The organism is Ekhidna sp., from assembly GCF_964218185.1.
Taxonomy (GTDB): Bacteria; Bacteroidota; Bacteroidia; order Cytophagales; family Cyclobacteriaceae; genus Ekhidna.
In genome coordinates, this window is the sequence record NZ_CAXPLV010000008.1 from 111121 (window position 1) to 137989 (window position 26869).

A 26869-nucleotide genomic window follows, 5' to 3' on the forward strand; every position below is an offset into this window, starting at 1 on the left:
AGATGAAAAGAATAGCTCTACTACTACTCGTTTGTTTTGGTGCTCAGGTAGGATACACTCAATCCATGGCAGATTTTTCCTGGCTGGAAGGAAAATGGGAGCGCCACGATGTGAAACCCGGTACTTCTGCATTTGAGGTTTGGGAGAAAACAAAAAACGGATACTTTGGACAAGGGGTCTCGCTGAAAGGAGTGGATACCACGTTTGTGGAAAAGCTTAGTTTAATCGAAAAAGAAGGGAACTTATACTATGTGGCTGATGTGGCTCACAATCCAGAACCGACTTATTTTGAGATTACCTCTTATACAAAAAATGGATTTGTGAGTGAAAATCCACAGCATGATTTTCCTAAAAAAATTGAGTATATACTTGAAGGAGAAAGAATGACAGTCATTATTTCAGACGGTGATAAAAAAATGGGGTTTGTTTTTGAGAGAAAAGATTAAATCTCGGTGAGGATAAATAGCAACATAAAAAGGACAAAAAATCCTGGTACTAATCCACAGGAAAGTCGAAAATCCGTGTATTCTTTATTTCGAATTACAATAGCAGAAAATATCAATATGATAACAGAGAATGCATTTCTAAAGGCATATATGGATCCATTCACAATGTAGTCCTCTGATCCACTCATTGACTTAACCCTTACCGGAATATCAAACAGGCCAGAATATTTTATTACGACCTGATTTCGCTTGTCTTTCATAACCACATCGTAAAACGTGCCTGAAGTTGAAATATGAGTGCCTTCTTCTGTGATCAATGTAGTGGCAAATGGCTTATTCTTTATTTCTTTGATGCCCTCGATCTTTTGATCAGGCTGATAATAATAATCAACGGTTAAAATAATGGCTATTACAAAAAAGGCCTTATTGGCCATTCTTTGATACTTGTAAAAACGAGTTTTTAGCTTAACCAAATAAATAATTTTGTCTCGCTCTTGTTTGACCCTTTTGGCTCGGTACTCTTCTTTATATCGTTGATAAGGAGTTGCCTCCTTGATATCCGTTTTAACTGGAACACCACTTAAAAACAAGTCATAAAGATTTCTTGAGGTAGGATTTGAAAGCACCTCATATGCATCATTAATAATGACCATTTTGTCAGCTGCAGATAAATCGGCATTGATATCAGGGTGATACAACTTGACCAGCTTCCAATATGCTTTCTTTATTTCACTTTGTGTAGCTGAATTTGATACGCCTAGTACTTCGTAGTGATTCATGAAAGCATAAAACTAAAACCAGAATTTTATGTGACTGTCATTATTAAGTCATTTTTAGTCTCACCATAAACCTACCTTTGCGCCTCACTAAAGAAGCGCACATTTGAACAAGCCAGACATACGTGTAATTATTCCCGCATTTAACGAACAAAATGCCGTAGGTCTGGTCATCGATGAAATCCCCAAAGATTGGGTTGCTGAAATTATCGTGGTGGATAATGGCTCCACGGATGACACCTTTGAACAGGCCGTTTCAAGAGGTGCAACTACTCTAAAAGAGCCAACTCGAGGCTATGGAAATGCCTGCCTCAAGGGTATGGATCATATTGCTTCATCACCAACTAAACCGGATATCGTTGTTTTTCTGGATGGGGATCACTCCGACTACCCGGAACAATTAATTGACTTAGTAAATCCAATCATTGCCAATGAAGCCGACATGGTAATTGGCTCCAGGGCATTGGGACGGAAAGAAAAGGGTAGCATGACTCCCCAGCAGTTTTTTGGAAACTGGCTGGCTACCCGCCTCATTCAGCTTTTTTACCGAAAAAAGTACACAGACCTTGGGCCTTTCCGAGCTATCAGATATGAAAGCCTCTTGACAATTGGTATGAAAGATCGCACCTATGGCTGGACGGTAGAGATGCAATTAAAGGCAGCTAAGCTAAATTTGCGCACGAAAGATATTCCTGTGAATTATCGACAAAGAATAGGTGTTTCGAAAGTAAGTGGCACAGTCAGGGGTACTTTAGGTGCCGGATATAAAATTATCTATACAATCTTTAAATATCTATAAGAGGTGGAGTGGTTAGTGATCGTGCTTTATGGAGTCACACTATTGATTATTTGCCTTTTCAGTCTGGGTCAATTCAATCTTACCTGGCATTATTTACAAGCCAAAAAACTAAAAGAAGAAACCCCTGAAGAGCTCACCGAATATCCGATGGTTACGGTGCAACTTCCAATCTTCAATGAATTGTACGTGGTTGAGCGACTTATTGATGGAGTAACTAAAATTCAATACCCGAAAGACAAACTGGAAATTCAGGTATTGGATGACTCTACGGATGAGACTCTTCAGATCGCGGAGAAAAAAATAAATGAATATACTGCCAAAGGCTGGAATATCTCTCACATTAGAAGACCAGATCGTTTAGGTTACAAAGCAGGCGCTCTTGCTTACGGGCTTGAAAAAGCTAAAGGAGAATTCATCGCCATCTTTGATGCCGATTTTGTGCCCAACCCTCAGTTTTTGCTTCGCACCTTACCTAAATTCAAAACTGCAAAAGTGGGCATGGTGCAAACCAAATGGAGTCACCTGAATACTGATTATGGCTCACTCACCAAGATTCAGGCGTTCTGGCTGGATGCTCACTTCACTGTCGAACAAAAAGGTAGGGAACACGCCGGGAGCTTCATCAACTTCAACGGCACGGCCGGAGTATGGCGAAAGAAGTGCATTGAAGATGCCGGAGGATGGCAATATGATACTATTACGGAAGACTTAGACCTTAGCTATCGAGCTCAGCTTAAAGGGTGGAAGTTTGTTTATCGCGAAGAAATTGAGTCACCTGCTGAATTGCCAGTGCTAATTCCGGCCGTAAAATCACAACAGTATCGCTGGAATAAGGGAGCAGCAGAAACAGCTCGAAAGACATTGGGGAAAGTGCTTACTTCGAATATTGGTTGGAATCACAAAATACGAGCTGTATTTCATTTACTGAACAGTTCTGTATTTCTCCTGCTCCTTATCGCTGCAGTGCTAAGTATACCTATGCTTTACATCAAAGAGTATAATCCGGATTTAGCATTGGTTTTTGATCTGGGTAGCATTTTCATCATCGGATTTCTGGCCATGGGTTTCTTTTACTGGGTGGCAGCAAAAGCTACTCATCCGGAATATACCTTCCGTTACTTCATTAAAAATTTTCCAATCTTTTTGGCTTTTTCCATGGGGATGGCACTTCATAATTCTGTTGCAGTGGTGGAAGGGTATCTTGGAATAAAAACTCCTTTTGTCCGTACACCAAAATTCAATGTGCAATCCAAAGGTGATTCATGGAAAGGAAATCAATACCTCAGTAAGGTACTGACACCAGTGACTTTTATGGAAGGATTGCTTTCCATTTACTTCATCTATGGCATCTTTTCAGGCTTCAAGCTGGAGGATTACGGACTGATGCTTTTCCATGGAATGTTGGCCATTGGTTTTGCCTATGTTTTTATCTTGTCGGTGAAACCGATCAAGCATGCCTAGCCAGCACAAAACAGGACATTACACCTTCCTTTTTGTCTACATCTTAGCCATCTTCTCTATTGGCAACTGGATAGAAAGACACAATACGCTACCACTTTTGTTAGCCTATTCAAGTGCTTTTTTTGGATATGTTTTTCTCCTTCAAAAAACCAATGAATCAAGGCTCCTTTTTAGTGCGGGAATAGTCATCCGTATATTGCTATTCTTTAGCCTCCCCTCTCTTTCCGACGATTTGTTTCGATTTATTTGGGATGGGACATTGCTAAAAAATGGAATACACCCATTTAACGAATTACCTGGTTATTACCTAAATCAGAATATACCCGGATTAGATCATCAGCTTTACGACAAGCTTAACTCACCCAAATATTTCACCATCTACCCCCCTCTCAACCAATTCATTTTTTGGCTGAGCGCTGTAATAGGAAATGAAGATTGGCTGGTATCTGCCAATGTGATTCGCCTCATCTTGTATGCTGCAGATGTGGGATCGTTTTTCTTATTGAAAAAATTGTTGAAGCAATATCGCAAGTCTGAAAACCTGGCTTTCTGGTATTTTTTGAATCCGTTAGTAGTTCTGGAGTTTACGGGTAATCTTCATTTTGAAGGACTGGTTGTTTTCTTTCTCCTTGCCGGAATTTATTGCTATGAAAAGAACAAAAAGTGGCTATCTGCAACTGGGTTTGGGCTAGCGGTTGGCACCAAATTGTTGCCCTTGATTTTTCTTCCTTTTTTATTTTTAAAAGGAATCACACAAAAAAAATGGTCAATAGCAATCATTGCCGGAAGCATAGGATCATTAACCCTGATACCAATGTTGAGTGAAAGCTTTGTGAAAGGTATGATGGAGAGTCTGGATCTCTACTTTCGGTCTTTCGAATTCAACGCCAGCATATATTTCATAGCCCGTCAAATAGGCTATTGGATATATGGCTATAACAATATTGCATTGATCGGGCCTCTATCATCATTCGCTTCATTACTTACGATTCTTGCCATATCGCTGATTGGGACTAAGAGAAAGTGGTCAATTCCCAAAACCTTCCTGTTTATTCTAACTACTTACCTACTCTTCGCTACAACTGTTCACCCATGGTACATTCTGCCTTTGATTGTCCTTTGTACTCTATCGGGATTTTGGTATCCGATCGTTTGGTCCCTTTTGATCTTTCTGACGTATATCGGCTACACCAAAAATGGTTTTGAACTTCCCATGTATATCGTTGTTGTCGAGTATATGATTGTGTTCTCTACATTTTTAATAGAAATTCGTTTTAGCGATAGAAAAACTTAATTTTATAGTATGAATGCTGACGCGAAGCTTGAGTTGATTAATTCGATTGCAAAATCAAAAAACCATCTCTTACTGGAAGAAATTAGAAAGTTGATTGATCTTACAGATGGTAGCGAAGAATACGTGCTCTCAGAGTCCCAGCTTGCTGCACTGAAGGCTGCCGAAGAAGACGTCCAGTATGGCAAAACTTTATCTCAAGAAGAGGCAAAAGAAGCTACTCAGAAATGGTTCGAGAAATAATCTGGACTCAAAAAGCTCACCTTCAAAAATTGGAAATTTTTAGATATTGGAATGAGCAAAACGCTTCCGATTCGTTCAGTCGCAGTTTGGATGATGCAATCAATAAAGCCATTGATTTACTGTCAAAATTTCCAAAACTTGGAATTAAGACTCAAGTAAAAAATGTTCGAGTCAAGGTTGTCAAGAACTATTTACTCATTTATCGTATTGATGAAGAAATTTTATACATTCTTCTTTTCTGGGATAGCAGACAAAATCCTAATGATTTGAACAGGTTATTGAATTTATATCAATGAAAAAATACCTCCCACCATTTATTCTTTTTTTAGCGTCAGCACTTACCTCCTGCGGTCAAAAAACCTTTGATGAGAAGATGGAAAGCTTGTACAAAAAGACCGTTCCTCTTATTAAGGCCGATTCCCTTAAACCAAAATTATCTGAAGTGGTGATCCTGGATACCAGAGCCAGAGAAGAGTTTGAGGTAAGTCATATTTCTAGTGCCAGGTTAGTGGATTATGATGGTTTTGAAGTGGAACAGGTAAATGATATTCCGAAAGACAAGGAAGTAATTGTTTACTGCTCTGTTGGATACCGCAGTGAGCGTGTGGGGGAAAAGTTGCAAAAGGCCGGGTACACCAATGTTAAGAATTTATACGGCGGTATTTTTGGCTGGAAAAATGAAGGTAATGAGGTGGTCGGAATGAACAATCTGCCGACAGACAGTGTACATGTATACAACCGGCTATGGGGAAAGTGGCTATTTAAAGGAACTAAAGTTTACTAAAAGAAAGTATTTGACATGAGTGATAGCTTGCTAATGATTTTTGTGAAGAACCTGATACCCGGTATGGTAAAAACAAGGCTTGCGGAAGATATCGGGATTGACAAAGCGCTGGATGTGTACCAGGAGCTTGTACATCACACACACAAAATCACTAAAAAAATCGAAGTAGATAAGACGGTTTATTACTCAGAATATGTAGAGATAGAAGATATCTGGGACAATGGAGATTATAAACTCACCTCCCAAAAAGGATTCACACTTGGAGAGAAGATGTCCAATGCTTTTGATGAGGCTTTTGACTCTTACAACAAGGTGGTCATTATCGGCAGTGATTGTTATGATCTTTCATCTAAGCATATCAAACTAGCCTATGAAATGCTTGAGGAAAATGATGTGGTAGTTGGCCCTGCAAAAGATGGTGGATACTACCTACTTGGAATGAAAGAGTTTCTCCCCCAACTATTTAAAGACAAAGAGTACAGTACTGATACCGTTCTTCAGGAACTCCTACAGGAAGCTGAAGAATTGGAACTTTCAGTTTATAAACTCCCGGAACTCAACGATATCGACACATTGGAAGACCTGAAAGAGACTAACATCGAGTGGGAAAAGCTGGGTGCTGACGCTGAAATAGACATAGATGATGAAGAGGCCTATTAAAGCCTCTTCATGATTTCTTATTCATACCTCAAAGAATCTATCGGATTTGCGCCAGAGGCTTTCCATACCTTCGCTCCAATGGATGCCAGTGCAATGAGTACTGACATTATTCCTCCCAATACATATACCCACCAGGAAATTTCTGTTTGATATGCAAAGTCCTCCATCCACTTGCTGATGAAGTAGTAGGATATGGGTGTGGAAATAACAAAAGCCGCCAGAATTAAAAGAACAAACTCTTTGGATAAAATTCCACCAATTTGCAGGAGGGAAGCACCCAGTACTTTTCGTATACCCAGCTCTTTGGATTTCTGTACGATTGTAAATGATATGAGTCCAAACAAACCAAGACATGAAATCAATATGGCAATACCCGTCGCAGTAGAAGCCAGTTTTGAAGTCCTTTTCTCGGTTTTATAAAACTGCTCAATAGTTTCATCCATGAAGTAAACCTTCAATGCATTGTCAGGATATACCTCTGACCATTTATCCGTCAGTCTGTCAATCGTCGGTTTTAGCTGATCATCTATTGTCAGTTTCAGAGCAATGCATCTGGAATCTTCCTGATAATAGTACATCATTGGCTCAATCGGGTGATGAAGAGATCTAAAATGAAAATCTTCTACAACCCCTCTAATGGTGTATGGTTTTTCGCGAAACTCAAAGGTGGTACCAACAGCCACTTGCGGATCATCAAAACCCAAATCCCTCATGAATGTCTCATTTATCAACAAATGCGGAAGCGTATCATTGGGCAGTAGGTTTTGACCTGCCAGCAAGTCGATATCATAAAATCTGAGGTAGGTTGTATCCCCAGATTTTAGGTGGGCACTGGTCACCACCTCTCCCTGAGGTGATTGGTATTTTACTGTGGACGTAGAATAGCCATTCTGCACAGGTGGCGTATTTTGGAGACTATACTCTTTCACCTCAGGCATTTTGTTCAGCTCGTTGAGAATGAGATCCTGTTTTTGCATGCTCTCATAGTATGGAGTGTAGAAGTAGATCACGCCTTCCTCTTTGAAACCTAAATCCTTGTCAAGCATAAAAGAAATCTGCCAGGCTATAGCTAATGTCCCAACAATCAAAAGCTGAGAAAAAAGAAACTGAAAAAGAATCAGTGTTTTTCGTATAAATGAACCACCAGGATTATTCGAGGTGGATCCAGATCTCAATGCTCTTACTGGTCTAAATGACGAAATAACCCATGATGGATAAATTCCAGCAATAACACCGACCACCAATATCAGAACTACCAATACCAACCAAAACAATGGGTTACCATAATCAAGTGCTACTCCTTCCGGCAGAAATTCGTTGAAGTAAATAAATCCATAATGAGCAATTGGAATGGCTAGCACAACGGCAAAAAATGAAATCAGAATACTCTCCGTCAGAAATCTTCCTACCAGCTGTCTTCGAGGGCTTCCAAGGACTTTTCTTACACCTACTTCCTTAGATTTACTCGTTGACTGAGCTGTTTCTAAATTCACAAAATTGAAAATAGCGATGAGCAAAATGGCTATGGCAACCACGCTTAAAATAGTGAGTGTAGGAAGGTGAGCTGTGCTCCTTCCCCCATCAAAAATTCCTAATTCGGGGCTAAAATGAAGATCAGCTAAGTCTTGCAGTTTGTAACTCTGCACCCAATCTGCATCTTTCGTTTGCTCCGCCACATGAGCATCCAGCTCTTCCATCTGAAGTATAAGATCAGCTTTGCTCGTGTGTTCATTTCTTTTTACCCAAAGTTGAGATGAGCTATTGGTGCTCCCCCAATCATCGGATCCAAACCGTTCTTTTAGCCAGGATTTGTCAATGGTCGCATGGGAAATGAAATCAGTAAACTCAAAATCCGTGTTGTAGGCAGGTTGCTGAACAATCCCGGAAACAAAAAGATTGAGAGAATCCCGATAAATAAGCTCCCTACCCATCATTTCCTGCCAATCCTCACTTCCAAAATACTTCAATGCCTGATCGGTTGTCAAAACCACTCTGAATGGTTCATTTAGGGCCTCCTCGGGTGATCCCGCAAGCCATTGATATTGATTGATCACCTTAAAATAAGATGGTGTGGCCACAATAAAACCACCCTGTCCTTCAAACTCTTTTTTATCCCCGTCAGCCTCCGGAACGTCTACCTGTGCCCAGAAAGTGTGGAAATAAGCAACTTCATCTAAGCCTAAAACGGTCTCCTTTACATGCGGTCCAATAGGCACTGACACGCCTTTGTTTGTAGAAGTGAATGAGCCTGTATAGGAGGTGTACACTCTATGAATTTTTTCTCCTTCCGGTATCTCTGTATTGAAACTCAACTCAAACTTCACAATACTCAGAATAGCTAAAAATGCTCCAACTCCGATCGCCAGGCCGAGCACGTTGATGACAGCTGTTGTCTTGTTTTTTCGCAAATTTCTCCATGCAATCACCAGGTTGTGTCGCAAAAAAGTCATTGAAGTGTTTACCTTGTTATTTTTCATTTTAGTCCTTTTAAGTGCAAATGAGCGGAAGCTTCTGAATACAATCCACCAATAGAATAGACCAGCAAATCGCTTCCCTTTTTCTGCTATGTATTCATTGTATACCTCGTATAGATCGCCTTCCAACTCTTCCAATCGTTCGTCAGAACAGTAGAATCGAAAGATCTTTAAAGGAAGCTTCGGTGGCTGATTGGTACTCATCCTAGATTTTCAAATGCGATCTTGGGGATCTGATTTCTCATTCGGTTTCTCAATTCATTGGCTGTTTCCAACGATGCTTTACCAGCTTTGGAGATCGTGAATAGCCGCTTGCGTTTTCCTCCCCTTTCGCTCGACATCTCCCCCATTCTGGAATTCAATAGTCCTTTTTCTTCCAGACGATATACTGCCGCATGTACAGAGCTTATACTGACCTTCCTATCTGTTTGCTTGTTTAATTCCTGCTGAATAGCCACACTGTAGGCATTGTCATACAAAATGCCCACGGTCAACAGCACCAGCTCTTCAAACTCTCCAAGATTCGTTCCTTTCATTTTCTTGAAATATTAATTTCGTAAATGTAAGTATTATACAGGAAAAGAAAAGGAAGGTTACAAACCCTCCTCCTTTTTTATGCTAATTTCTCCAAATCCCGGATGAGAATTCTGCGCCTGTCAAAGTTGATCAGGTTCTTGTCGCGAAGTTCATTCATTACTGTGGTCACCGTCTGCCTGGAAGTACCGGTTAGGCTGGCGATATCCTTATGTGTCAGGTGATTTTTGATCATCATTTCAAACCCGACCTTTTGGCCTTTTTCTTCGGCTGTTTCACGTAGAAAATCCACGATTCTGGTGCGAGCGTCTTTAAATACGAGAGATTCAATTTTACGCTCCATCTTGCGCAACCTGAATCCTACAATCTTCAAAATTTTAAAACTAAGTTCCTTATTATCCAGCATCAAATCTTGGAGATCATCGATGGTCATTGCACAAACGCGAGTATCATTGTCCATGGCCTGAGCAAAATCCTGACGTTTCTCCTCCCCGGCCAGCGCAAGCTCCCCGAAAATTTCTCCTCGAGTAAGGATTGCTTTTACAATTTCCTTTCCATCCGGACCATATGTCCCAATCTTCACGCGACCATTCGATACCATATAGATATTCTCAGAGGACTGATCTTTGAAATAGATAAATTCATCTTTTTTGTAAAGCCCTGGAGTGTGCTTTTCCTCCATATGAGGAGTCTTCTTGGGGCACAGCACCTCAAATAGGTCCGTGTCTTCAAAATACCATAGATTTCTTTCGGCGCTCATGATCTTGTGAAGTAGGGATTATGCAAATTTGCAACAACCACGGGTTAACAACAATTATAACAAAAAAGCTCCCGGATGGATTATTTATATCTGAAAGCTCTCCATATCATATTCGTAATAACCTGGTTCGCCGGATTGTTTTATATCGTCCGGTTGTTCATTTATCACACCGAAGCACTTCAAAAGCATGAACCAGATCGATCCATACTATCGGATCAGCTTGCATTGATGAGTAAAAAACTCTGGTACATCATCACCTGGCCATCTGCTATTATTACGATTATATTGGGCACCTCTCTATTGATTTCGCAACCCTCCTGGCTGAAGATGCCATTCATGCATATCAAACTAGGTTTTGTTTTTCTCTTGATCCTGTATCATTTGGGTTGTCATGGCATATTCAGGCAGCTTCAAGCACGTAAAGCGAAATACACCTCCATGCAGTTGAGAATATTTAATGAAGCTGCCACGCTGATTCTTTTTGCAGTTGTATTTCTAATTGTACTGAAGAATGAGCTTAGTTGGGTATGGGGCACAATGGGACTTGTTAGTTTTGCAGTAATACTCATGATTGCAATTAAACTCTATAAAAGACTTAGATCTTAAAATGAAAAAATTACTTCTCCCGTTCATCATTTTTGTTGCTTGTGACCAACAATCTTCGTCAGAAAAGTTACCCTTCCTGGGCAACACCATTTATGAAGAAAATGACACCATATATCATACAGTTCAGGATTTTCAACTGGTGGATCAGGACAGCAGTATTGTCACCAACGAGACTTTTGCCAATCAGATTTATGTAGCAGATTTTTTCTTCACCTCTTGCCCTACCATTTGTCCTACCATGAAAGCTCAAATGCTAAGGGTATATGAAAAATTTGAAACCAATGATCAGGTAGCCATCCTTTCCCATACCATAGACCCCAACTATGATACAGTGGCACTATTGAGGGACTATGCCGAGCGATTAGGTGTGCGATCGGATAAATGGAAATTTGTGACCGGAGATCAGGATTATATTTATGACCTGGCCGAAAAGAGCTACATCTCTCTGGCTGATGAAGACGGAAATGCACCGGGCGGATTTGTTCATTCCGGAGCTTTTCTTTTAGTAGACAAGGATCGACGAATCAGAGGCTTTTATGATGGTACAGTGCCGGAGCAGGTGGATGTTTTGATGAATGACATTGAAAAACTTTTGAAAGAATATGAAGAACCTAACTAAAACTTTGCTGGCATTAGCTGCAATCCTACTTTTCTCTTGTGGAAGTGGTAGTGAAAAGAAAGAAACCTCTTCCACGCTTTCTTCCAGAGATCAAGTCAGGTTGAAACAATATCAGGTGCAGGGCGCGAAGGTTTACACCACTTACTGTGCTAACTGTCATCAGCAGGATGGCAAGGGCCTGGCTTCACTTTATCCACCGCTGGCAGGATCAGATTATTTGATGGAAGATATGGCCAGAGCTGCCTGCATCATCAAAAATGGCCAGAGCAAAGAAATAGTGGTGAATGGCGTGACCTACAACTCCATGATGCCGGGCAACCCCATTACTAATCTGGAAGTAGCCGAAGTACTCACATTCATCGCCAATGCGTGGGGCAATGAGGGCGGCTTGATTGGTGTGAAGGATGTAGATAAATGGTTGGAAGAATGTGAGGAGGGGTATTGATGAGAATTTTTGTTGCCCTTCTATTAACTGTTTCTTCGATATATGTTTTTGGCCAATCAAGAATTGGCTTAAAAACTGGACTAAATTTATCCAACCTTGGAGGCGATTCGAAAAACACCGATTTTAAGTTAGGATATAATTTCGGATTATATGGAGAACGTGAGATCAATGAAAACCTTTTCCTTAGACCCGAACTTTTCTTTTCATCGCAAGGAGCAAAAATTGAAGATTTAAGCTATAGATATTCCTATGTCAATCTTCCAGTTCTGTTGAAAATTCAGATTGATCCTAATTCTGCTTCATTATACATAGGTCCTCAATTTGGACTACTCTTCAATGCAGTTGCAAGAGACAATTCAGAAAAAGAAAATATAACGGCAGGTCTAAACAATGTTGACTTTTCAGGTACGATTGGATTGATTGCTCCTGTAAATGATGAATTCGCAATTGATTTTCGTTTCAATCATAGCTTTAGTTCTACCTCGTCAAAAATTAGCGATGATGATTTCATTCCTAACCTAGTGTTGTCTATTTCATTAAACTATACAATAAAATGAGGGTTCTAATCTTTAGCTTATTGGCCTTTATATCAATAAATGGAATAGCACAGTCTGTTGGAGCAATAAATACATATCACTATGATCTAAAAATCATAAATCCGTCTTTAATTGGCCTAGAAGAAAGCCCTTCTTTCAACATCATTTATAGGGATCAATGGTCAAACATATCAGGTAGCCCGAAAAGCATACTTCTCTCATATGAGCAAGGTATCAATTCATTAGGAGGTAATGTTGGGATTATGTTTTCAAGCATTAAGGCCGGAATTCATAGTCAAAATAAAGGAAGTTTTATTTTTTCAAAAGAAATCTTCCTTTCAAAAGACAGCTATCTCAATATAGGATCCAATCTTATTTTTCAGTCTGACAATGTATATTTTGATGATCTTCAGATTCTTAATCCAGATGATGAATTAATTGCTGGGGCAACCACCAATAATGATTTTAATATGGATGCTGGGGTCTCCTTTTCGAAGGATCAATTTGTCATTGGTATAGCTTTGCAAAATATCCTGAGAAATTCTTATGATGAATTTTCTCCTGCTAGAGATATTCAATTTTATAACCTATATGCCCATTATCATTGGGATTATTCAACCTCTATTGCCCTAAAACCATACGCTTTCTACCAAATCGTTGATACAGATAACTCCTGGAGGTTTGATGGAGGGCTAGATGTAGAGTTTTTTGATCTAATTACCATCGGCGGACGCATTAGAGTTTTTGATGAAGATCAATTCTACTACCTTATCGCAAGCCTTTCTGCAAAAGATTGGTTTAATGTTTATATGATCTTGTACGACCAGAGCATTCAAGAATTCAACTCTGGCAATACAGATTTCGGGAACAACTTTGAAATGGGTATGAGGGTGTTTATACCTGATTAATCTCCCAAAACCTCTTTTCCCTTAGCCAGAGACTTATTCATATCTTCTTTCACCTGCTGGATGGCTATTTTTTGATCTTCAAGGTATTGTCTGATTTCATCATCCGTTCCTTCAAATTCCGGCTCAAAATCTCGCATCCACTGCATCATCCCCTCATTAGCATCTCCAATCTGAGTAGCAATAGTGGTGAGCAAGGCTGCTCTGGCTGAATCTACAACTATAAGCGAATCGGCCTGAAGTAAAAGATCCTTTCTAATTCTTCGCAACTCCCCCATTTTTGGCATCACCTCATCATGGATCGTCATGACCTCATCTTTAAGCTGCTGAAGTTCTTCTTCCTGCGAAGGACCGCATGATACAATAAAGAATAATGTGGTTATTAATAATAGGTTTTTCATTTCAGTTGGTATCAGGTTTATGGTTAGTCAATTTTTACTTCAGCGTCTTTCAGGATATACATGAGTTGGTCATAGTCAGTATCATTCAGTTCCAATCGTCCGGTTACAGTCACAGGTTTAGCTGTATACTTCACTTCCTCTTTGAGATAGGCCTCTGCTACCGTCTCCGGTCCACTGCCACCGCAAAAGAAACAAGCTGCAATAGGAAGTGATGATATGATGATATGCTTTGGTTCGAACATCCCCTCAAAAGGAATAATGAACCCTTTTAATGAAACCGTCTTCCCACTCATTTTCTTTACATCATCACCAAACTTTGGCACATAGATCTCACCATACTCATCTTGTGATTTTTCGTACTTCACATCTGCCATGGTTTCCCAGTTCTTGCTGGAATCGGTAAATTGTGCAGAAGCAGCAACTGAAATCAAAAGAGCTAGAAGAAATATATTTTTTTTCATAGTTATGCTTTTGAGAGCGTTTCCGAGATATCTGACTTATACGCAAGAAATGCCGGAATGATGGAGGCAAAAATACCAACGGTAAGACTTCCCAGCATCACATAATATTCATCATCCACAAAAAACATTCCACTGCTCTGAATTTGTTCCATTGTGTTAGTCAAAATGCCAAACCCTAAATGTGCCAGACCAAATCCACACAGGCTTCCGATGATTGTGAGAACGATTCCTTCTGTAAGGATGAGCAGAAATATTTTTAATTGGCTGGCTCCCATAGAACGCATGATAGCCAACTCGTACTTTCGCTCTTTAAGTGAATTGATGAGTGCGATGAAAACACTGGTGGCACTCAGAATGATGATGACCAAACCAAGCACATTCACTACATCTACTCCTACTCCGATGATATTGAATAATCGAGCAGTTTCATAGGGTGGAGATGCTGCCTGAAGGTTGCTCGTGCCATTAACAATCCGTGGAAGCTGCACTGCTGCCATTGGTGAGCGGTATTTTATCAATAGAGCTGTGATATCTTCATTTGCTAGCTGTTCGTTTGTTACTTCTATTCCCAGACGATCCAACGATACTATCTCATGATGATCACCCCCCTCTTCATGATCATGTTCCTCATGACTTCCATGAACCGCCCAAACACTTTGAACAGAAACCAAAATCAATTGATCCATGACTGATCCAGTCGGTTCCATAATCCCAACTACTTTAAAGGGATGCTCTTCATGCCCGCCTGCCCCTTCAGACAATCCATGTGCACTCTCGAGTTCATCGCCTATCTTAATTCCCAGGTTTTTGGCAATGGTGGATCCAACTGTGGCTGTCATTTCGTCACCAAACCATGCTCCTTCAGCAAGAGTCGCTGCATATAAATCAGCATAAGCTTTTGATGTACCTACTATCCGATATCCCTGGTAACTGTCACCAAGCGAAAGTGGAATTGCCGATGCGATCAGTCTGTTTCTGGTTAGATTGTTTGCGTCCTGCAATGAGATATTTCCTGTAGGAAAATCGATGTGAAAAATGCTGGCGAGAATGATTTGCAACGGACTCCCCTTGGCTCCCACCACCAAATCTATGCCTTGTGCATTTTTATTAATCTCATTTTTTAAAAATGTGCTGGTAAGTAGAATCGACACAATAATTGCCACCCCAAAACCAAACAAAAGCACACTCAAAAGCGAGCTCAAGGGCTTAGCAAATACATTTTTGATACTCAGTGAAAATAAGTTCATAAGGCCAGCTGATTTTTAAATTCACTTTTCACACGATGATCATGCGTAGCAACTATCAATGTAGCACCCGTTTCCTCCGCCTGAGATTTGAGTAGATCAATTACTTTCTTGCAGTTTTCATCATCCAGACTGGCGGTTGGTTCATCGGCAAGTAGCAACTTCGGAGAATTGATCACTGCTCTTGCAATTGAAACCCGCTGCGCCTGTCCCTGACTTATCTGGTGAACTTTACGGTTGGCAAGCTCTTTGATCCCCAATTTTTCCAGCACTTCATCGGTGCGCTTTTTATTTATTTTCCTTTGCCCCAGATACTGTGACAATGTAAGGTTTTCTCTGACGGTGAGAGACCTTACCAGATGCGGCTTTTGGAATACAATGCCAATATGCTCCCCTCGAAACCGATCCAGGCTGGCATTTCCCATTTTGCTAAGGTTTTCGCCCGCTACTTCTAAAGATCCTTCCTTCGGAGGCATCAAGCCGCCAATAAGGTGGAGGAGTGTGGTTTTTCCACAGCCTGAATTACCTAAAATGATGGCATGATTTCCCTTTTCTACATTCCAGTCCGGATAGCTAATCATTGCTTTCTCGTCATACGAATGTCGCAACGCTTTTATTTGTAGCATTAAAGTCCCAATTGTTTTTTGATACGATTGATTTGATGCACGTGATGAATTTGGTGATAGATAAACGACTCAACAGCCCGCTCCAAATTCTGTCTACCACCCATCGGGTGCTTGTAAACAAGTCGATTGAGCCATTGTTCCGGGTATTCATCAACAAACTGCTGAATTCCCTTTCTGGTTTCAGTCCACTTCGATTTAATTTCTTCCAGCTCATAAGCTGGAGGATTAGAAATATAGGATGGCGCTCCCCACTTCAATGGGCTTCTCAACGCCTGGTTGGTAAGCCACATTCTGATAGCGTTTCCAACACCTGATTTATTCATTTTATCTCCTGCTTGCATCTTTTTTTGCATGTACTTTAGCGAAGCAGTTTCTGCATCATTCAAATGTGAAAAAACCTGAATAATGCTCCATCCATAGCTCTGATCACCCAATTTTTCAGCAGGGATTTTGTCAATAGACTCATAAATTCTCTCTGTTTCCGAATTGAGCCTTTGCAGCTTTTTGTTAATCGATTCTTTCACCAATATTCCTTTTTTGCTAAAAAATATAAAAAAAGTTATCTTCGTTCCTGTAAATCAGCCTTTTATAAAGGTATAACCCACCAAAATGAGCCCTTCAAATCAGGGTCGGTACTAAAAGAAGTACCAAATTATAAAGTATTCTACAATCGCCTGATGTATTCTTGTGATGGAGTGAATGCTAAAAAGTCTCTCTCATACGCTTGTATAATTGTTCGTACTGTTAGTTTTTAAAATTAATATTGCGTTGAATCACCTTTAAATTACACGGAAGTGAGTATTCTCGACATTATCGCCTTATTTATCTTCCTTTCGGGAGCATTTATTTTCATAAATACCTTCTATCTGAAGCTGCCATCATCCATCGGATTGATGATCATGGCACTCGTGCTTTCGGCTATTGTGTATTGTGTAGGTACTTTTTTCCCGGAGCTTCACCTGGCAGAACATGTCAAGGAATATGAATTTGAAGAGGTGCTATATCAAATAGTATTGAGCTTTATGCTCTTTTCAGGGGCATTAAATATTGACTTTAGGAAGCTGAGCAGTCAGCGAAGCTCGGTTCTTGTGCTGGCTATTGTTGGAGTACTTATTTCCACATTGGTGATAGGTACGGGAGTATATTTTATGCTGGATGCAATGAGTATCCACCTAGACTACCTGTATTGCCTGGTATTTGGCGCGCTCATTTCTCCTACTGATCCTATAGCAGTCACCAAAACAATCAAACGATTCAACCTTTCCAAGGAGCTCGAAATAAAGATTGCCGGCGAATCCCTATTCAATGATGGAATTGCCGTGGTACTGGCTCTAACCTTGTTAGATATTGCTCACGCTGGTGAGGATCACACTTTGACTCTTTTCGAAACGGTTTACATAGTGGTTGCGGATATCGGAGGTGGTATTTTCATAGGACTATTGCTTGGATACATCGGCTATCGATTACTTAAGTATGTAGACAATGACGCTGTTGAAGTTGAGGTATTAATAACCCTTGCTCTGGTTCTAGTTGGATCGCAGCTTGCTGACTTTATCCACGTTTCTGCTAAGCAAGCTGCCGTGGTAATGGGACTGGTAGTAGGGAATGAAGGAAAAAGTACGCATGTCGCTAGTGCCGCCGGTGATTACGTCTTTAAGTTTTGGAAGCTTCTGGAAGAGACCTTCAGTGCCATGCTTTTTGTACTCATTGGTTTGGAAATGCTAGTGCTGGATCTAAGGCTGGACTTCATTGCAGCAGGATTCTTCGCCATATGCATCGTTCTATTTGGGCGATGGACCAGCGTTTTCGTCCCAATAAAGATGATGTCTGTCAAGAAAGATTTTGCCCCAAATACCATTTCAGTACTCACCTGGGGTGCGCTCAGGGGTGGACTACCGATTGCTCTATCATTATCCCTTACTGATTTCCAGGGTAAAGATGTGATTGTAACCATGACCTACATTGTGGTAGTATGTTCGGTTCTTTATCAAGGACTAACAGTACCTACACTTATGCGTTCGAGCACATCAAAGTCCTAAGGCTTATAGACAATGATTTCAAGGGTATCTGCTAAATTTATGGCATGATAAGACTAAGCTATGTGTTTCTTGTCCTGCTTCTGATTTCATGCACAGACAGCAAGGAGGAAACAAAAAAACCATCATCTCCCAGAATCAGGAAATCGACAAGTGTCGAAAATCCTGCACAAAACCAAAATGTAACACGAGGAGAGCAAATCATTGTCGAGTTATCCTCAAGCGAGGATATCAATATCGATTCGGTTGAAGTGACAGTGGGGGATGTGACCAGCACATACTACCAGCAAACTTTCAATATAGACATTCCTACTCGCAAAGTAGGAACGTGGAGATTGCTGATCAAAGCTTATAGCGGGGAAAGCTCAGAAACACATTATCGAAAAGTGATAGTGCTTCCTGAAAATGCTCCAGAGGAGTTTACCTACACCATTGAAAACACCTACCCTCACGATACCGATGATTACACGCAAGGTTTGTTAATCAAGGATGGCATTTTATATGAAAGCACCGGGCAAAACGGTAAATCAACTTTCAAAAAGAAAAACCTGACAACAGGAGAAACTCTACAAGTAGTCAACCTTGCTTCTAATCTGTTCGGGGAAGGCTTGGCCTTGCTTAATAACGAATTTTATCAGCTGACCTGGACGTCCGGAAAAGGATTTGTTTACAACTTGAATATGGAGCAGATCCGTACATTCAATTATCAGGTACAGGGCTGGGGATTGACAACTCTAGGCAATGAATTGATTCTTACCGATGAGACCGAGAAACTTTATTTTATTGAGCCGCAAAGCTTTACTACTCAGCGAGAAATTGAAGCATACACCAACGAAGGCAAAATTGATTCTCTCAATGAGCTGGAGGTAATAGATGGACTGATTTATGCTAATGTCTACCAAGAAGATTTCATTGTTGTGATTGATCCGGAAACGGGGGAAGTGCTTCAAAAAATAGATTGCTCAGGAATGCTAACAGCTGAGGAAGCAGAGGAAGCCGATGTACTTAATGGCATAGCCTATGATTCAGATACAGGGCGTATTTATATCACTGGGAAATGGTGGCCAAAACTATTTGAAGTGACTTTTCAACCAAAAACCATATAACCATGACTTTAGAGGAAATAACCGCAAAAATTCAAAAACTCGCTGATAAACATAGCGGCCAGTTTAATGGTAAAGCGAATTTTAAATTTGATGAAGGAATCGTTCACCTGGATGATACCGTATCCCCAACACTGGTAATCAATGAGGAAAGAGAGGCCCCATTTGCAATAAAAATGTCTGCTGAAAATTTCAACCAAATTTTAACCGGCGACCTGAACGTGATGATGGCGTTTATGACTGGTAAACTGAAGATTGAAGGGGACAAGGGTGCTGCTATGAAACTGACGGCATTGTTTTAAGCTTACTCAATTTCTTCATCCAAATTCATATCTTCAAGGTCCTGATCAGGTGTTTTTGCTTGATCATGGTTCTCGTCATTTAGGTATTTTTCAAATGCCATGTAGAAAGAGGTGGCAATGATTACTCCCATGAGTGATCCGGCCATGATGTCAATTAAGAAATGTTGTGCCAGATATACCCGGGATATTGCTGCCAGACATCCCGCAATCAGGAGCAACATTGAGTAATTGTTGTTTTGAAGAATCAATGCAACAAATGTCGCCAACGCAAAAGCTGTCATTGCATGACCAGAAGGAAAAGAGTACTGACTTAGCAAATCAACTCCTTCAACAAATCTTAAAATCTCCTGATCTCTGAAAAATATACTTGGGCGAGGTGCGGTGGGAAAGAGCACCTGCTTAAAAAATAGTGAGGTAAGCCCTACACTAATCCCAATCAGCGACAGCACAATCCCAAATTTTCGCTTTAGAATCAAAAGTGCAATTGCAATCACAGAAAAGAAAATTCCGTCACCTGTGTGTGTCCAGTATTTGAAAAAAAAATCCCAAACAGGATTATGAAGACTATTGAGCCACAACACAAATGCGCCATGACTTTGATAAAAAAAGAAAATCATACTCAGGCCGAAAAGAACCAGGTATGGAATGTAAAAATGACTCGTGTTTTTTAGTCGATCTATCATTGCTTAACGCAAGATATACAGTTTACCAAATCCATGCTTAAATGCACGATCGGCACTGGTAGATCTCCGCTCGATGGCGTTTCCATTGGAGTTGACAAAGACCTTGTAGAAATACACTCCGTTGGCTAACTGGTCTCCATATTCGTCTCTACCATCCCACGCATACGTGGTGATGTTATTCCCAATTCTAATTGGCCCAATCTCGTCTTGGGTGATTTCACGAACAACCCTCCCCGAAACAGTCAGGATCTGAATTTTAATCTCATCAGGTATCTCGCTACCTGTTAGAGTAAAAACAAATCTGCAATTGGTAGAAAAAGGATTTGGATAAGGATAAAAGTGCGTGATGGTAGATTCATTGATTACCTCAAAATTGATTTCATAAGGCTCTGCACCCGCCTGATTTCCAGACTCGTCCTCTGCTTGCACTTGCATGGCGTGCATCCCATTTTCAAGTGGGCCGGGCAAATATTCTATTTGAAAATCCTGATTTTCTGAAGCCGGTGTATAGGTCAGCCGTGGATCAGAAAAGTTCACTCGCTGAAACTGGCTTCCCTCGTCAGGTAGCTTCAAAGAAATATTTATTCCGGTGGTATCCGTCTTCGAGGCAAATGGATTGTCATCCCTCATTTTCACAATGATGGTAGGATTGGGAGAAACTACATCCCCATCCAAAATATGATAACCATCGAACGTAATATCCAAAACTGGATTTGTTTCATCAGCCTGAACTTCTATCAAGTTTGTAAGGGTGATTCTGTTGTTGGAAGTATAAGCTTCATTTTCATTGGCCATCACTTCCACCACCAGACTATTAGATCCTGCTTTGTTGAATGATGGAAATGTTGTGGTAAATGATGTCGTATCATCAGCTAATGGGGCCGCTATCTTAAAACTTGATTCCAACAGGGATCCATCATTCTGATTTATCAATGTAGCCATAACGGAAAGTGAATCGGCAAAGTCCACATCGGAGATATTATAGAAATAAAAATCCCTGGTAATCTCGGCTCCCTCCAGAACAGATGTTACCCCCTTTCCATTGGGGAGAATCAGTCCCTCTGGAGGAAACTCATAGTTGACTTCCCAAAAATTTAGCTGAGATGGTGTCTGGTCAGTTTCATCATCAAACGAAAAAGAAAGCTCCAACTGCGGATAAAGAATAGGGTCTGTTCCGGCAATGTTAATCGTTTCTGCTCTCGCACGTGATTCCAGCGTGGTGAGGTTTCCATCTCTATCTACGCCATAAACATCTATGGCAATGTTATCATTTATTTCCTCGGTTATGTTGTACGAAAAAGCACTCCAACTCTTCGCCGGACCTATTCTTCTACTTCGTATTTCACCGCTGACGAATTTACCCGTCACATCATCCTGCAGATCTATACTTTGCTCTCGCCGTGGAGTAGCAGATTCATTATCAATAATGGTAGTGGCTGTACCTGGAGCATCTCCTTTTCTTCCAAGAAAAATTACTGGTTGTCCGTCTACTAAAGATGTAATAGTGGCGGTACTTACCCCAAGTGAATTAAGTGTTGCTTCCACATTTGCATCCCAATTCGAATAGTCCACATTTCCAATGTTGAACATTACAATCATATCCCCCACTCGCATATTGTCTACCAACACCTGGAATCGACGATCAGTACCTATCATATCAGATTCCTGAAATTGATAGATTCTCTGGGGTAGTCTCCCACAAACTTCCCTGTTAAATACGTCGATCTGGGTGGTCTCGATTGGGCGGTAAGGGTCGCCACTCTCCTTGTCAAAAGCGATTGCGTTGAAGGTGTTTGTTTCGCAAACCGGATCAATGGTGTTGGAAGTGATGAAAAAATCCAATCCTCCAATAATCGCCTGCATATCTTCATAAGTGAAGGTGGAATTATCCACACCAAAAGTGAAAATATCAATTGGGGTAATGGTCTCAATAAACTCCCATCGGTTAGTCAATTGATTGTAGCTCACCCCGGTTATACTTCCTTTTTCTGCTTGCTCAGGATCATATTGTCCCCATCCTTCTCCAATATTGTTTACCAGGGTAAAAGATGTTTCTACCCACTCGTTGGTTTCTTCAGGTAGTGGATTGGTAAGTTTTGTGCGCCAATAAATAGTGGATGAGTCTGGTAGGGAAAAAGCCGAAAAATCAAAGCTTTGTGAGGAAATCACTTCACTTGAGATTGTGAACTTTCTATTGTTAGGACCAGAAAAATCGGCCTGCGTATCTATCTCCAAATCAAAGCTCCGCTCGTCTTCCAATAAATCACTCGACTGCCAGATAAATTCCACCTCCGAACTTGCTAGAGTACTATTATCTATTGGGTAGAGATGGATGGTATTTCCACTGAAAATAGGAACAGTCAGCGTTGCTGAGTTATTCGTCTCATTGAGCTCCGGAGTATCATTCTGTGGGTCTAAAATGACCGTAAATAGGTTTTGACCATCATTATTTTTTGTAGGGTCATTGGGAATATAAAATGTGAGGGTATCCTGCCGTAGAGGTCTCAAAAACTCTTCCACGTAAGTTTCCTGACCTCCATCAGGGAAAGTGCGGTTTACCTGTACGATCAGAGAGTCTAAAACTGTTCTTCCGAAATTCTTTACTACCACATCCAGTTTAAAAGAATCCTGTGAGGCCAAAATCTCACCTCCATCAAGTGCAGAGGCGGACAGTACGTTACTATCAATTTGATAATCGGGATCATTAGCACCAAAAACCCTGTAGGCAGGGTCACCTTGAAGTGTCATTTGCTGAATCTGTGTGAGATTAATATCTGAAGAGCCATAACTATTCAGGTACCTTCTAGAAACCTCAAGCATGACATTACCCACAGTCTCACCTATAAAAACATCATCACCAAATCCAAGTGCATAGAACAAATCACTCCATCTTTTCAAAGTACTGGAAATAGCCACATCTGAGTGAGCTATAAAACCAATGGCGCCTAAATCGGGAGTGATCATCCAGTCTTCTCCAAAAGTAAAATTGGAGCCATAGATTTCTCCGGCTTTACACCCATTGACAAGGAAAATCGGATACTTACCCTTATTTGAAAATCCAAAAGATGGATTGCTAACTCGTCCAATTTCAATATCAGTGACTGTACCACTGGAATGGCCGAAGAAGGTGACATATCCCACTCCTTGGTTTATTCGGTCAGTCACATCTACATATTCTACTGCATCACTCGTTTCCTTACCCGTATTGAAAGCACGCCCACCGATGAAGTCGTTCTCCAATACACTTGTAAAGCCTTGCACAATACCGATGAAATTTGAAATCTCCGACTGATTGATTCCACCACTCAACTGCAAAAAGTCTTTTCGGAATAGGTTATCAAACGGTAAAGCCTCCATCTCAATGATTTTATTGAGGTATGCCGTGACATCAGCAGGTGTAAAGGCATTTAGCCTGCCAATGGGAATCCCGGGGAGGTTGGCGTCTACTCCATTTAATCCCATGACATACATCAGGTCACTTCCAGGAAGTCCGTAAGTCGGCACATTCAATTCCGTCTGCGCACCTCTATAGTAGTTGGTATTTAACGTGAATCCCTTTCCGATAATAAAGACATTACTTATCGGGTTTTGATTATTTGCATCCAATATAAAATTTGAAATGGCAAGTGGGGAGGGATCCCCATAGCTGTATAAATTGTACAAATCATCAATGTTACCTATCTGAACATTGAAAGAACCACCTGCTACTGATTCACGATAAGTCTTATAATTGTTTACAGGATCACCACTTTTTCTAAGATCCGAATGTGTGACGATCAGGTAGTCCTTACTGCTTAGGTTATAATTTGGTAAACTCACTGGCTCAATTGAACCCACAGTTTTCGGGGTGGTTACCGCCAGCACCTTATGCCCGCTTGTGACAGCCGGGATCACCGCTTCCACTCTGGTTGAAAAATTGGTAGTAGCAATTCTAATGGCGTTATAGGGATCGGTTATGTCAAAAATCCGAGTGCCAGATGCATTAGTAGTGCTTATTTGTAACCAGGCCTTTGCGGTAGAAGGATTACTGATTGTAAATACTTTATTCTCGTTTACCCCAAGCTGAATATCCTGCGGATACTGAAGTCTCATATATGCAACAGATAGTCGTTCACTAAATTCCGGATAGCCTTGAGCAGTCACACGAACCACAAACTCACCTCCACTACCAATGCTAGAGCTTGCAACCGAACCTGAATAGAATTCTTTACCCCACCCATCAAACTCCACATTTGCCATTAGACCTAATGAACTGGTATTTTGACCAATCCTGATTTCCGCATTATGATTCAGGCTGTTTCCTCCTATGATCACAGTCTCTAAAACCGGGTTGATCCCAGAAGACACATAGTTCTCGAGTGTAAAATTGAAGTCCTTAAAGGCGTTTTTGGATTGAAAGTTTCCGGTCCACCCCTCCCCATTATCATATTTACTCAAGCTAAAAGATGAGCCGGTTCCAAACCTCACTCCTGCCGCATAACTAGATGTAAAAAGCTGGATCGTGTCCTCGATATGATAGGCCTCTGGTGTTAATCCTGTAGTGTTTTTATCTGAGGAAAAAGCCATTCGTTTACCACTTTCGCTACCAAGCTTATAGGTCAGAAAATAGCTTGCAGTATCTGAGTAGAGATTATAAAATGTATGAGGTTGATCCCCCGGATCATATAATGGAGAATCACTAACACCATCATTTTTCATCCCATAGAATTCAAAATAATTGAGCGTCCCATCACCATTTGCATTCACATTCAGTGCCACCTCAGTGCCACGTCTAAATAGCTGCACTCTACTGGCCGGAACACTCGAAATGGGGAAGCCAATGGCCTGCAATTGTTCCTGGGTCACTCGGTAGAAGCCATCCTCACCCACCTTAATCTTATAATAAGACTGTGTGAAATCAATCCACTCATTACCTACCTGCCCAAAAGTGGTGAAGGAAACAAAAAACAAAAGCGCTATGATTCTATTTCTCCACATTGAAATCTACTTTGATTGAAAAAACATGTGAAAAAAGTCCTGGTGCTAAATCGCCAATATCAGTGAGTGCGTAATCAATTGTCAATTCATTGATGTTAACACCTAAACCGAGATTGGGCTGAAATGTCCATGATGAGGAGCCATCAAAATCCTTGATTTTTTGAAATTGATTGATCCCTATTCTGAGAAAGGCCAGCTTCTTATAATCAAACTCCGCCCCTGCCTTTGGGTCTATGGAAATCAGCCCTGTTCTGATCAGGGTATTTCGCTTTCCATCAAAAGTCATATCCAAATCCATGGATGCCATGGCTCCAAATTTATCCGTGATACTAAACTCCCTGGAACCACCAATTATCACCCGAGGAAGTGTGATTTCCACTGAATTGATGGGCACATCATTTCCGGTGAGAGCGTAAATTTCTTCTACCTCTGATGCATTATGAGACCATGCATTAAAAGTGCCCAGAATGTCTCTTGCTACCACCCCAAGTTTCCATTTATTTATTTCTTTCTGGGCACCTACATCAAACCCAAATCCCCATGCCTTGGAAAAATTACCAACTGTGCGATGGATTACTTTCAAGTTTCCACCAGCATCAATCCCTCCAAACACAGGAAGTTTTCTGGAGTAGGAAAGTAAAAAACCATAATCAGCAGAGGAGAAAAACTGGATGTTATCATAATTTATTGATCCATTCACATCAACCAGATATCGGGTGTCCGGGATATCATCTACTGAAAATCTGATTATAGAGAGCGCGATTTTACTTTCATCATCTACTGAAGTTGCAAATGCAACATAATCGTAATTTGCCAGTCCTCCGAAATAAGACGAGTGCATTAATGCTAGCTGGTGATCTGATTTTAGCTTATTTAGTCCTGCTGGATTCCAATAACCAGAAGTAACATCGTCAACGAAAGATACGGCTGTAAACCCCATCCCAAACGACCGGGCACTCACCCCAATATTCATAAACTCATTGCTATACTTAGGCGTATTGTCACGGGTTTGTGGTTCATCTTGTGCCAAAACAAAATGAAAAGAAAATGTAGCTAAAAGGATAAATACCAGATACCTCATACAATCAGAATCAAAGGCAATTTAGCCATAGCGGATGGATTGATATAGCGATCATTCGTTCAATAATAACTTATATACGACAAAGGAGTTAAAATTTCATTTCCATAACTTATCTAAGAATTCATGTAACTATATAAAGAATATCGCGGGTATCTCATAATTTTTCATCAAGTACTTGGCCATGCCAAGTACCTTTACGTATATAGCACCGAAACCTATCCATGTAAACAATGAAAAGTTTGACCCGAAATGAGAGTTTATGAATATTGAAAACACACAAGTTCAGATGAGAAAGGGTATCCTTGAATTTTGCATCCTCCACATTATTTCCCGAGGTGAAGTTTATGCCTCGGACATGTTGGAGGAGCTCACCTCAGCCAAAATTATGGTGGTGGAAGGAACCCTTTATCCTCTATTGACACGCTTACGAAAAGCAGGATTGGTAGACTATAAATGGGTAGAATCCAAATCAGGGCCGCCCAGAAAGTACTATACGCTGACAAAAGAAGGTGGGGATTTCCTCGATGGCCTGGATCAAACCTGGACTGAGCTTGTCGGTTCCACCAAAAAAATCATCGCTAATAAAAACACCAAGAAGAAAGCATAGATGAGCCCA

General features: G+C 40.7%; 29 protein-coding genes. 17 read left to right on the plus strand and 12 right to left on the minus strand.

Features of this window, described 5'->3' with window-relative positions:
• Window positions 1-2 precede the first annotated feature (2 nt).
• Window positions 3-446: a DUF6265 family protein gene (locus tag ACEQZT_RS13140; protein WP_370089906.1), complete on the plus strand. Its 444-nt coding sequence runs from the start codon at window positions 3-5 to the stop codon at window positions 444-446.
• On the opposite strand, the gene ACEQZT_RS13145 is transcribed toward ACEQZT_RS13140, so the two are convergent.
• On the minus strand, window positions 443-1225 hold the full coding sequence (locus tag ACEQZT_RS13145; RefSeq protein WP_370089907.1) for a J domain-containing protein: 783 nt from the start codon (window positions 1223-1225) through the stop codon (window positions 443-445). The genes ACEQZT_RS13140 and ACEQZT_RS13145 overlap by 4 nt on opposite strands.
• Window positions 1226-1328: 103 nt before the next feature.
• Between ACEQZT_RS13145 and ACEQZT_RS13150 the strand changes: the two genes are divergently transcribed.
• From ACEQZT_RS13150 to ACEQZT_RS13180, 7 genes are read left to right on the plus strand one after another with little or no spacing between them, the layout of a single operon-like run.
• Entirely contained in the window at window positions 1329-2021 is a 693-nt protein-coding gene (locus ACEQZT_RS13150; RefSeq protein WP_370089908.1) for a glycosyltransferase family 2 protein, read from the plus strand.
• 3 nt (window positions 2022-2024) lie between these two features.
• The gene (locus ACEQZT_RS13155) at window positions 2025-3482 is read left to right on the plus strand and encodes a cellulose synthase family protein (protein ID WP_370089909.1); all 1458 of its coding nucleotides are present in this window, start codon (window positions 2025-2027) and stop codon (window positions 3480-3482) included.
• A complete protein-coding gene (locus ACEQZT_RS13160) occupies window positions 3475-4776 on the plus strand; it encodes a glycosyltransferase 87 family protein (protein ID WP_370089910.1) in 1302 nt (433 codons plus the stop codon). The genes ACEQZT_RS13155 and ACEQZT_RS13160 overlap by 8 nt, the downstream gene beginning before the upstream one ends.
• 9 nt (window positions 4777-4785) lie before the next feature.
• On the plus strand, window positions 4786-5016 hold the full coding sequence (locus tag ACEQZT_RS13165; protein ID WP_370089911.1) for a hypothetical protein: 231 nt from the start codon (window positions 4786-4788) through the stop codon (window positions 5014-5016).
• On the plus strand, window positions 5001-5312 hold the full coding sequence (locus tag ACEQZT_RS13170; RefSeq protein ID WP_370089912.1) for a type II toxin-antitoxin system RelE/ParE family toxin: 312 nt from the start codon (window positions 5001-5003) through the stop codon (window positions 5310-5312). The genes ACEQZT_RS13165 and ACEQZT_RS13170 overlap by 16 nt, the downstream gene beginning before the upstream one ends.
• Window positions 5309-5800 carry a rhodanese-like domain-containing protein gene (locus ACEQZT_RS13175; RefSeq protein ID WP_370089913.1) on the plus strand — a complete coding sequence of 164 codons (492 nt, stop codon included), beginning with the start codon at window positions 5309-5311 and terminating at the stop codon, window positions 5798-5800. Before ACEQZT_RS13170 ends, ACEQZT_RS13175 begins: the two co-directional genes overlap by 4 nt.
• 15 nt (window positions 5801-5815) lie before the next feature.
• Window positions 5816-6460, plus strand: coding sequence for a TIGR04282 family arsenosugar biosynthesis glycosyltransferase (locus ACEQZT_RS13180; RefSeq protein WP_370089914.1), 645 nt, complete (start codon window positions 5816-5818; stop codon window positions 6458-6460).
• A 17-nt stretch (window positions 6461-6477) separates the two neighbouring features.
• Here ACEQZT_RS13180 and ACEQZT_RS13185 read toward each other — a convergent pair whose 3' ends face one another.
• From ACEQZT_RS13185 to ACEQZT_RS13195, 3 genes are all read right to left on the minus strand, one after another.
• Window positions 6478-9138, minus strand: a complete 2661-nt coding sequence (locus tag ACEQZT_RS13185) for an FtsX-like permease family protein (protein ID WP_370089915.1) — start codon at window positions 9136-9138, stop codon at window positions 6478-6480.
• Window positions 9135-9470 carry a PadR family transcriptional regulator gene (locus tag ACEQZT_RS13190; protein ID WP_370089916.1) on the minus strand — a complete coding sequence of 112 codons (336 nt, stop codon included), beginning with the start codon at window positions 9468-9470 and terminating at the stop codon, window positions 9135-9137. The genes ACEQZT_RS13185 and ACEQZT_RS13190 overlap by 4 nt, the downstream gene beginning before the upstream one ends.
• 77 nt (window positions 9471-9547) lie before the next feature.
• Window positions 9548-10228 (minus strand): Crp/Fnr family transcriptional regulator, encoded by a 681-nt coding sequence (locus tag ACEQZT_RS13195; RefSeq protein WP_370089917.1) that lies wholly within the window; start codon window positions 10226-10228, stop codon window positions 9548-9550.
• Window positions 10229-10303: 75 nt separating this feature from the next.
• Between ACEQZT_RS13195 and ACEQZT_RS13200 the strand changes: the two genes are divergently transcribed.
• The 5 genes from ACEQZT_RS13200 to ACEQZT_RS13220 are packed head-to-tail and all read left to right on the plus strand — an operon-like array spanning window position 10304 to window position 13342.
• On the plus strand, window positions 10304-10834 hold the full coding sequence (locus ACEQZT_RS13200) for a CopD family protein (RefSeq protein WP_370089918.1): 531 nt from the start codon (window positions 10304-10306) through the stop codon (window positions 10832-10834).
• Between the two features lies 1 nt (window position 10835).
• Window positions 10836-11453 (plus strand): SCO family protein, encoded by a 618-nt coding sequence (locus ACEQZT_RS13205; protein ID WP_370089919.1) that lies wholly within the window; start codon window positions 10836-10838, stop codon window positions 11451-11453.
• Window positions 11437-11898 (plus strand): cytochrome c, encoded by a 462-nt coding sequence (locus tag ACEQZT_RS13210; protein WP_370089920.1) that lies wholly within the window; start codon window positions 11437-11439, stop codon window positions 11896-11898. The genes ACEQZT_RS13205 and ACEQZT_RS13210 overlap by 17 nt, the downstream gene beginning before the upstream one ends.
• Entirely contained in the window at window positions 11898-12455 is a 558-nt protein-coding gene (locus ACEQZT_RS13215) for a porin family protein (protein ID WP_370089921.1), read from the plus strand. The genes ACEQZT_RS13210 and ACEQZT_RS13215 overlap by 1 nt, the downstream gene beginning before the upstream one ends.
• Window positions 12452-13342 carry a PorP/SprF family type IX secretion system membrane protein gene (locus ACEQZT_RS13220; protein ID WP_370089922.1) on the plus strand — a complete coding sequence of 297 codons (891 nt, stop codon included), beginning with the start codon at window positions 12452-12454 and terminating at the stop codon, window positions 13340-13342. The genes ACEQZT_RS13215 and ACEQZT_RS13220 overlap by 4 nt, the downstream gene beginning before the upstream one ends.
• On the opposite strand, the gene ACEQZT_RS13225 is transcribed toward ACEQZT_RS13220, so the two are convergent.
• Genes ACEQZT_RS13225 through ACEQZT_RS13245 form a run of 5 tightly spaced genes read right to left on the minus strand, consistent with a single transcriptional unit; the run spans window position 13339 to window position 16595 of the window.
• On the minus strand, window positions 13339-13740 hold the full coding sequence (locus tag ACEQZT_RS13225; RefSeq protein WP_370089923.1) for a hypothetical protein: 402 nt from the start codon (window positions 13738-13740) through the stop codon (window positions 13339-13341). The genes ACEQZT_RS13220 and ACEQZT_RS13225 overlap by 4 nt on opposite strands.
• Window positions 13741-13763: 23 nt before the next feature.
• Window positions 13764-14201, minus strand: coding sequence for a hypothetical protein (locus tag ACEQZT_RS13230; RefSeq protein ID WP_370089924.1), 438 nt, complete (start codon window positions 14199-14201; stop codon window positions 13764-13766).
• A 2-nt stretch (window positions 14202-14203) separates the two neighbouring features.
• A complete protein-coding gene (locus ACEQZT_RS13235) occupies window positions 14204-15448 on the minus strand; it encodes an ABC transporter permease (RefSeq protein WP_370089925.1) in 1245 nt (414 codons plus the stop codon).
• On the minus strand, window positions 15445-16071 hold the full coding sequence (locus ACEQZT_RS13240) for an ABC transporter ATP-binding protein (RefSeq protein ID WP_370089926.1): 627 nt from the start codon (window positions 16069-16071) through the stop codon (window positions 15445-15447). The genes ACEQZT_RS13235 and ACEQZT_RS13240 overlap by 4 nt, the downstream gene beginning before the upstream one ends.
• Window positions 16071-16595, minus strand: coding sequence for a DinB family protein (locus tag ACEQZT_RS13245; protein WP_370089927.1), 525 nt, complete (start codon window positions 16593-16595; stop codon window positions 16071-16073). The genes ACEQZT_RS13240 and ACEQZT_RS13245 overlap by 1 nt, the downstream gene beginning before the upstream one ends.
• 270 nt (window positions 16596-16865) lie before the next feature.
• Here ACEQZT_RS13245 and ACEQZT_RS13250 point away from each other — a divergent pair, with 270 nt between their 5' ends.
• Genes ACEQZT_RS13250 through ACEQZT_RS13260 form a run of 3 tightly spaced genes read left to right on the plus strand, consistent with a single transcriptional unit; the run spans window position 16866 to window position 19512 of the window.
• On the plus strand, window positions 16866-18110 hold the full coding sequence (locus ACEQZT_RS13250) for a cation:proton antiporter (RefSeq protein WP_370089928.1): 1245 nt from the start codon (window positions 16866-16868) through the stop codon (window positions 18108-18110).
• Window positions 18111-18154: 44 nt separating this feature from the next.
• Window positions 18155-19213: a glutaminyl-peptide cyclotransferase gene (locus tag ACEQZT_RS13255; protein WP_370089929.1), complete on the plus strand. Its 1059-nt coding sequence runs from the start codon at window positions 18155-18157 to the stop codon at window positions 19211-19213.
• Window positions 19214-19215: 2 nt separating this feature from the next.
• Complete coding sequence (locus tag ACEQZT_RS13260; RefSeq protein ID WP_370089930.1) at window positions 19216-19512, plus strand: SCP2 sterol-binding domain-containing protein; 297 nt, start codon at window positions 19216-19218, stop codon at window positions 19510-19512.
• A gap of 2 nt (window positions 19513-19514) precedes the next feature.
• On the opposite strand, the gene ACEQZT_RS13265 is transcribed toward ACEQZT_RS13260, so the two are convergent.
• Genes ACEQZT_RS13265 through ACEQZT_RS13275 form a run of 3 tightly spaced genes read right to left on the minus strand, consistent with a single transcriptional unit; the run spans window position 19515 to window position 26253 of the window.
• A complete protein-coding gene (locus ACEQZT_RS13265; RefSeq protein WP_370089931.1) occupies window positions 19515-20195 on the minus strand; it encodes a phosphatase PAP2 family protein in 681 nt (226 codons plus the stop codon).
• Between the two features lie 3 nt (window positions 20196-20198).
• A complete protein-coding gene (locus ACEQZT_RS13270) occupies window positions 20199-25172 on the minus strand; it encodes a C25 family cysteine peptidase (RefSeq protein WP_370089932.1) in 4974 nt (1657 codons plus the stop codon).
• Complete coding sequence (locus ACEQZT_RS13275; RefSeq protein ID WP_370089933.1) at window positions 25159-26253, minus strand: hypothetical protein; 1095 nt, start codon at window positions 26251-26253, stop codon at window positions 25159-25161. Before ACEQZT_RS13275 ends, ACEQZT_RS13270 begins: the two co-directional genes overlap by 14 nt.
• 259 nt (window positions 26254-26512) lie before the next feature.
• On the opposite strand from ACEQZT_RS13275, the gene ACEQZT_RS13280 reads away from it, so the two are divergent.
• Window positions 26513-26860: a PadR family transcriptional regulator gene (locus ACEQZT_RS13280; protein ID WP_370089934.1), complete on the plus strand. Its 348-nt coding sequence runs from the start codon at window positions 26513-26515 to the stop codon at window positions 26858-26860.
• Window positions 26861-26869: the final 9 nt, after the last annotated feature.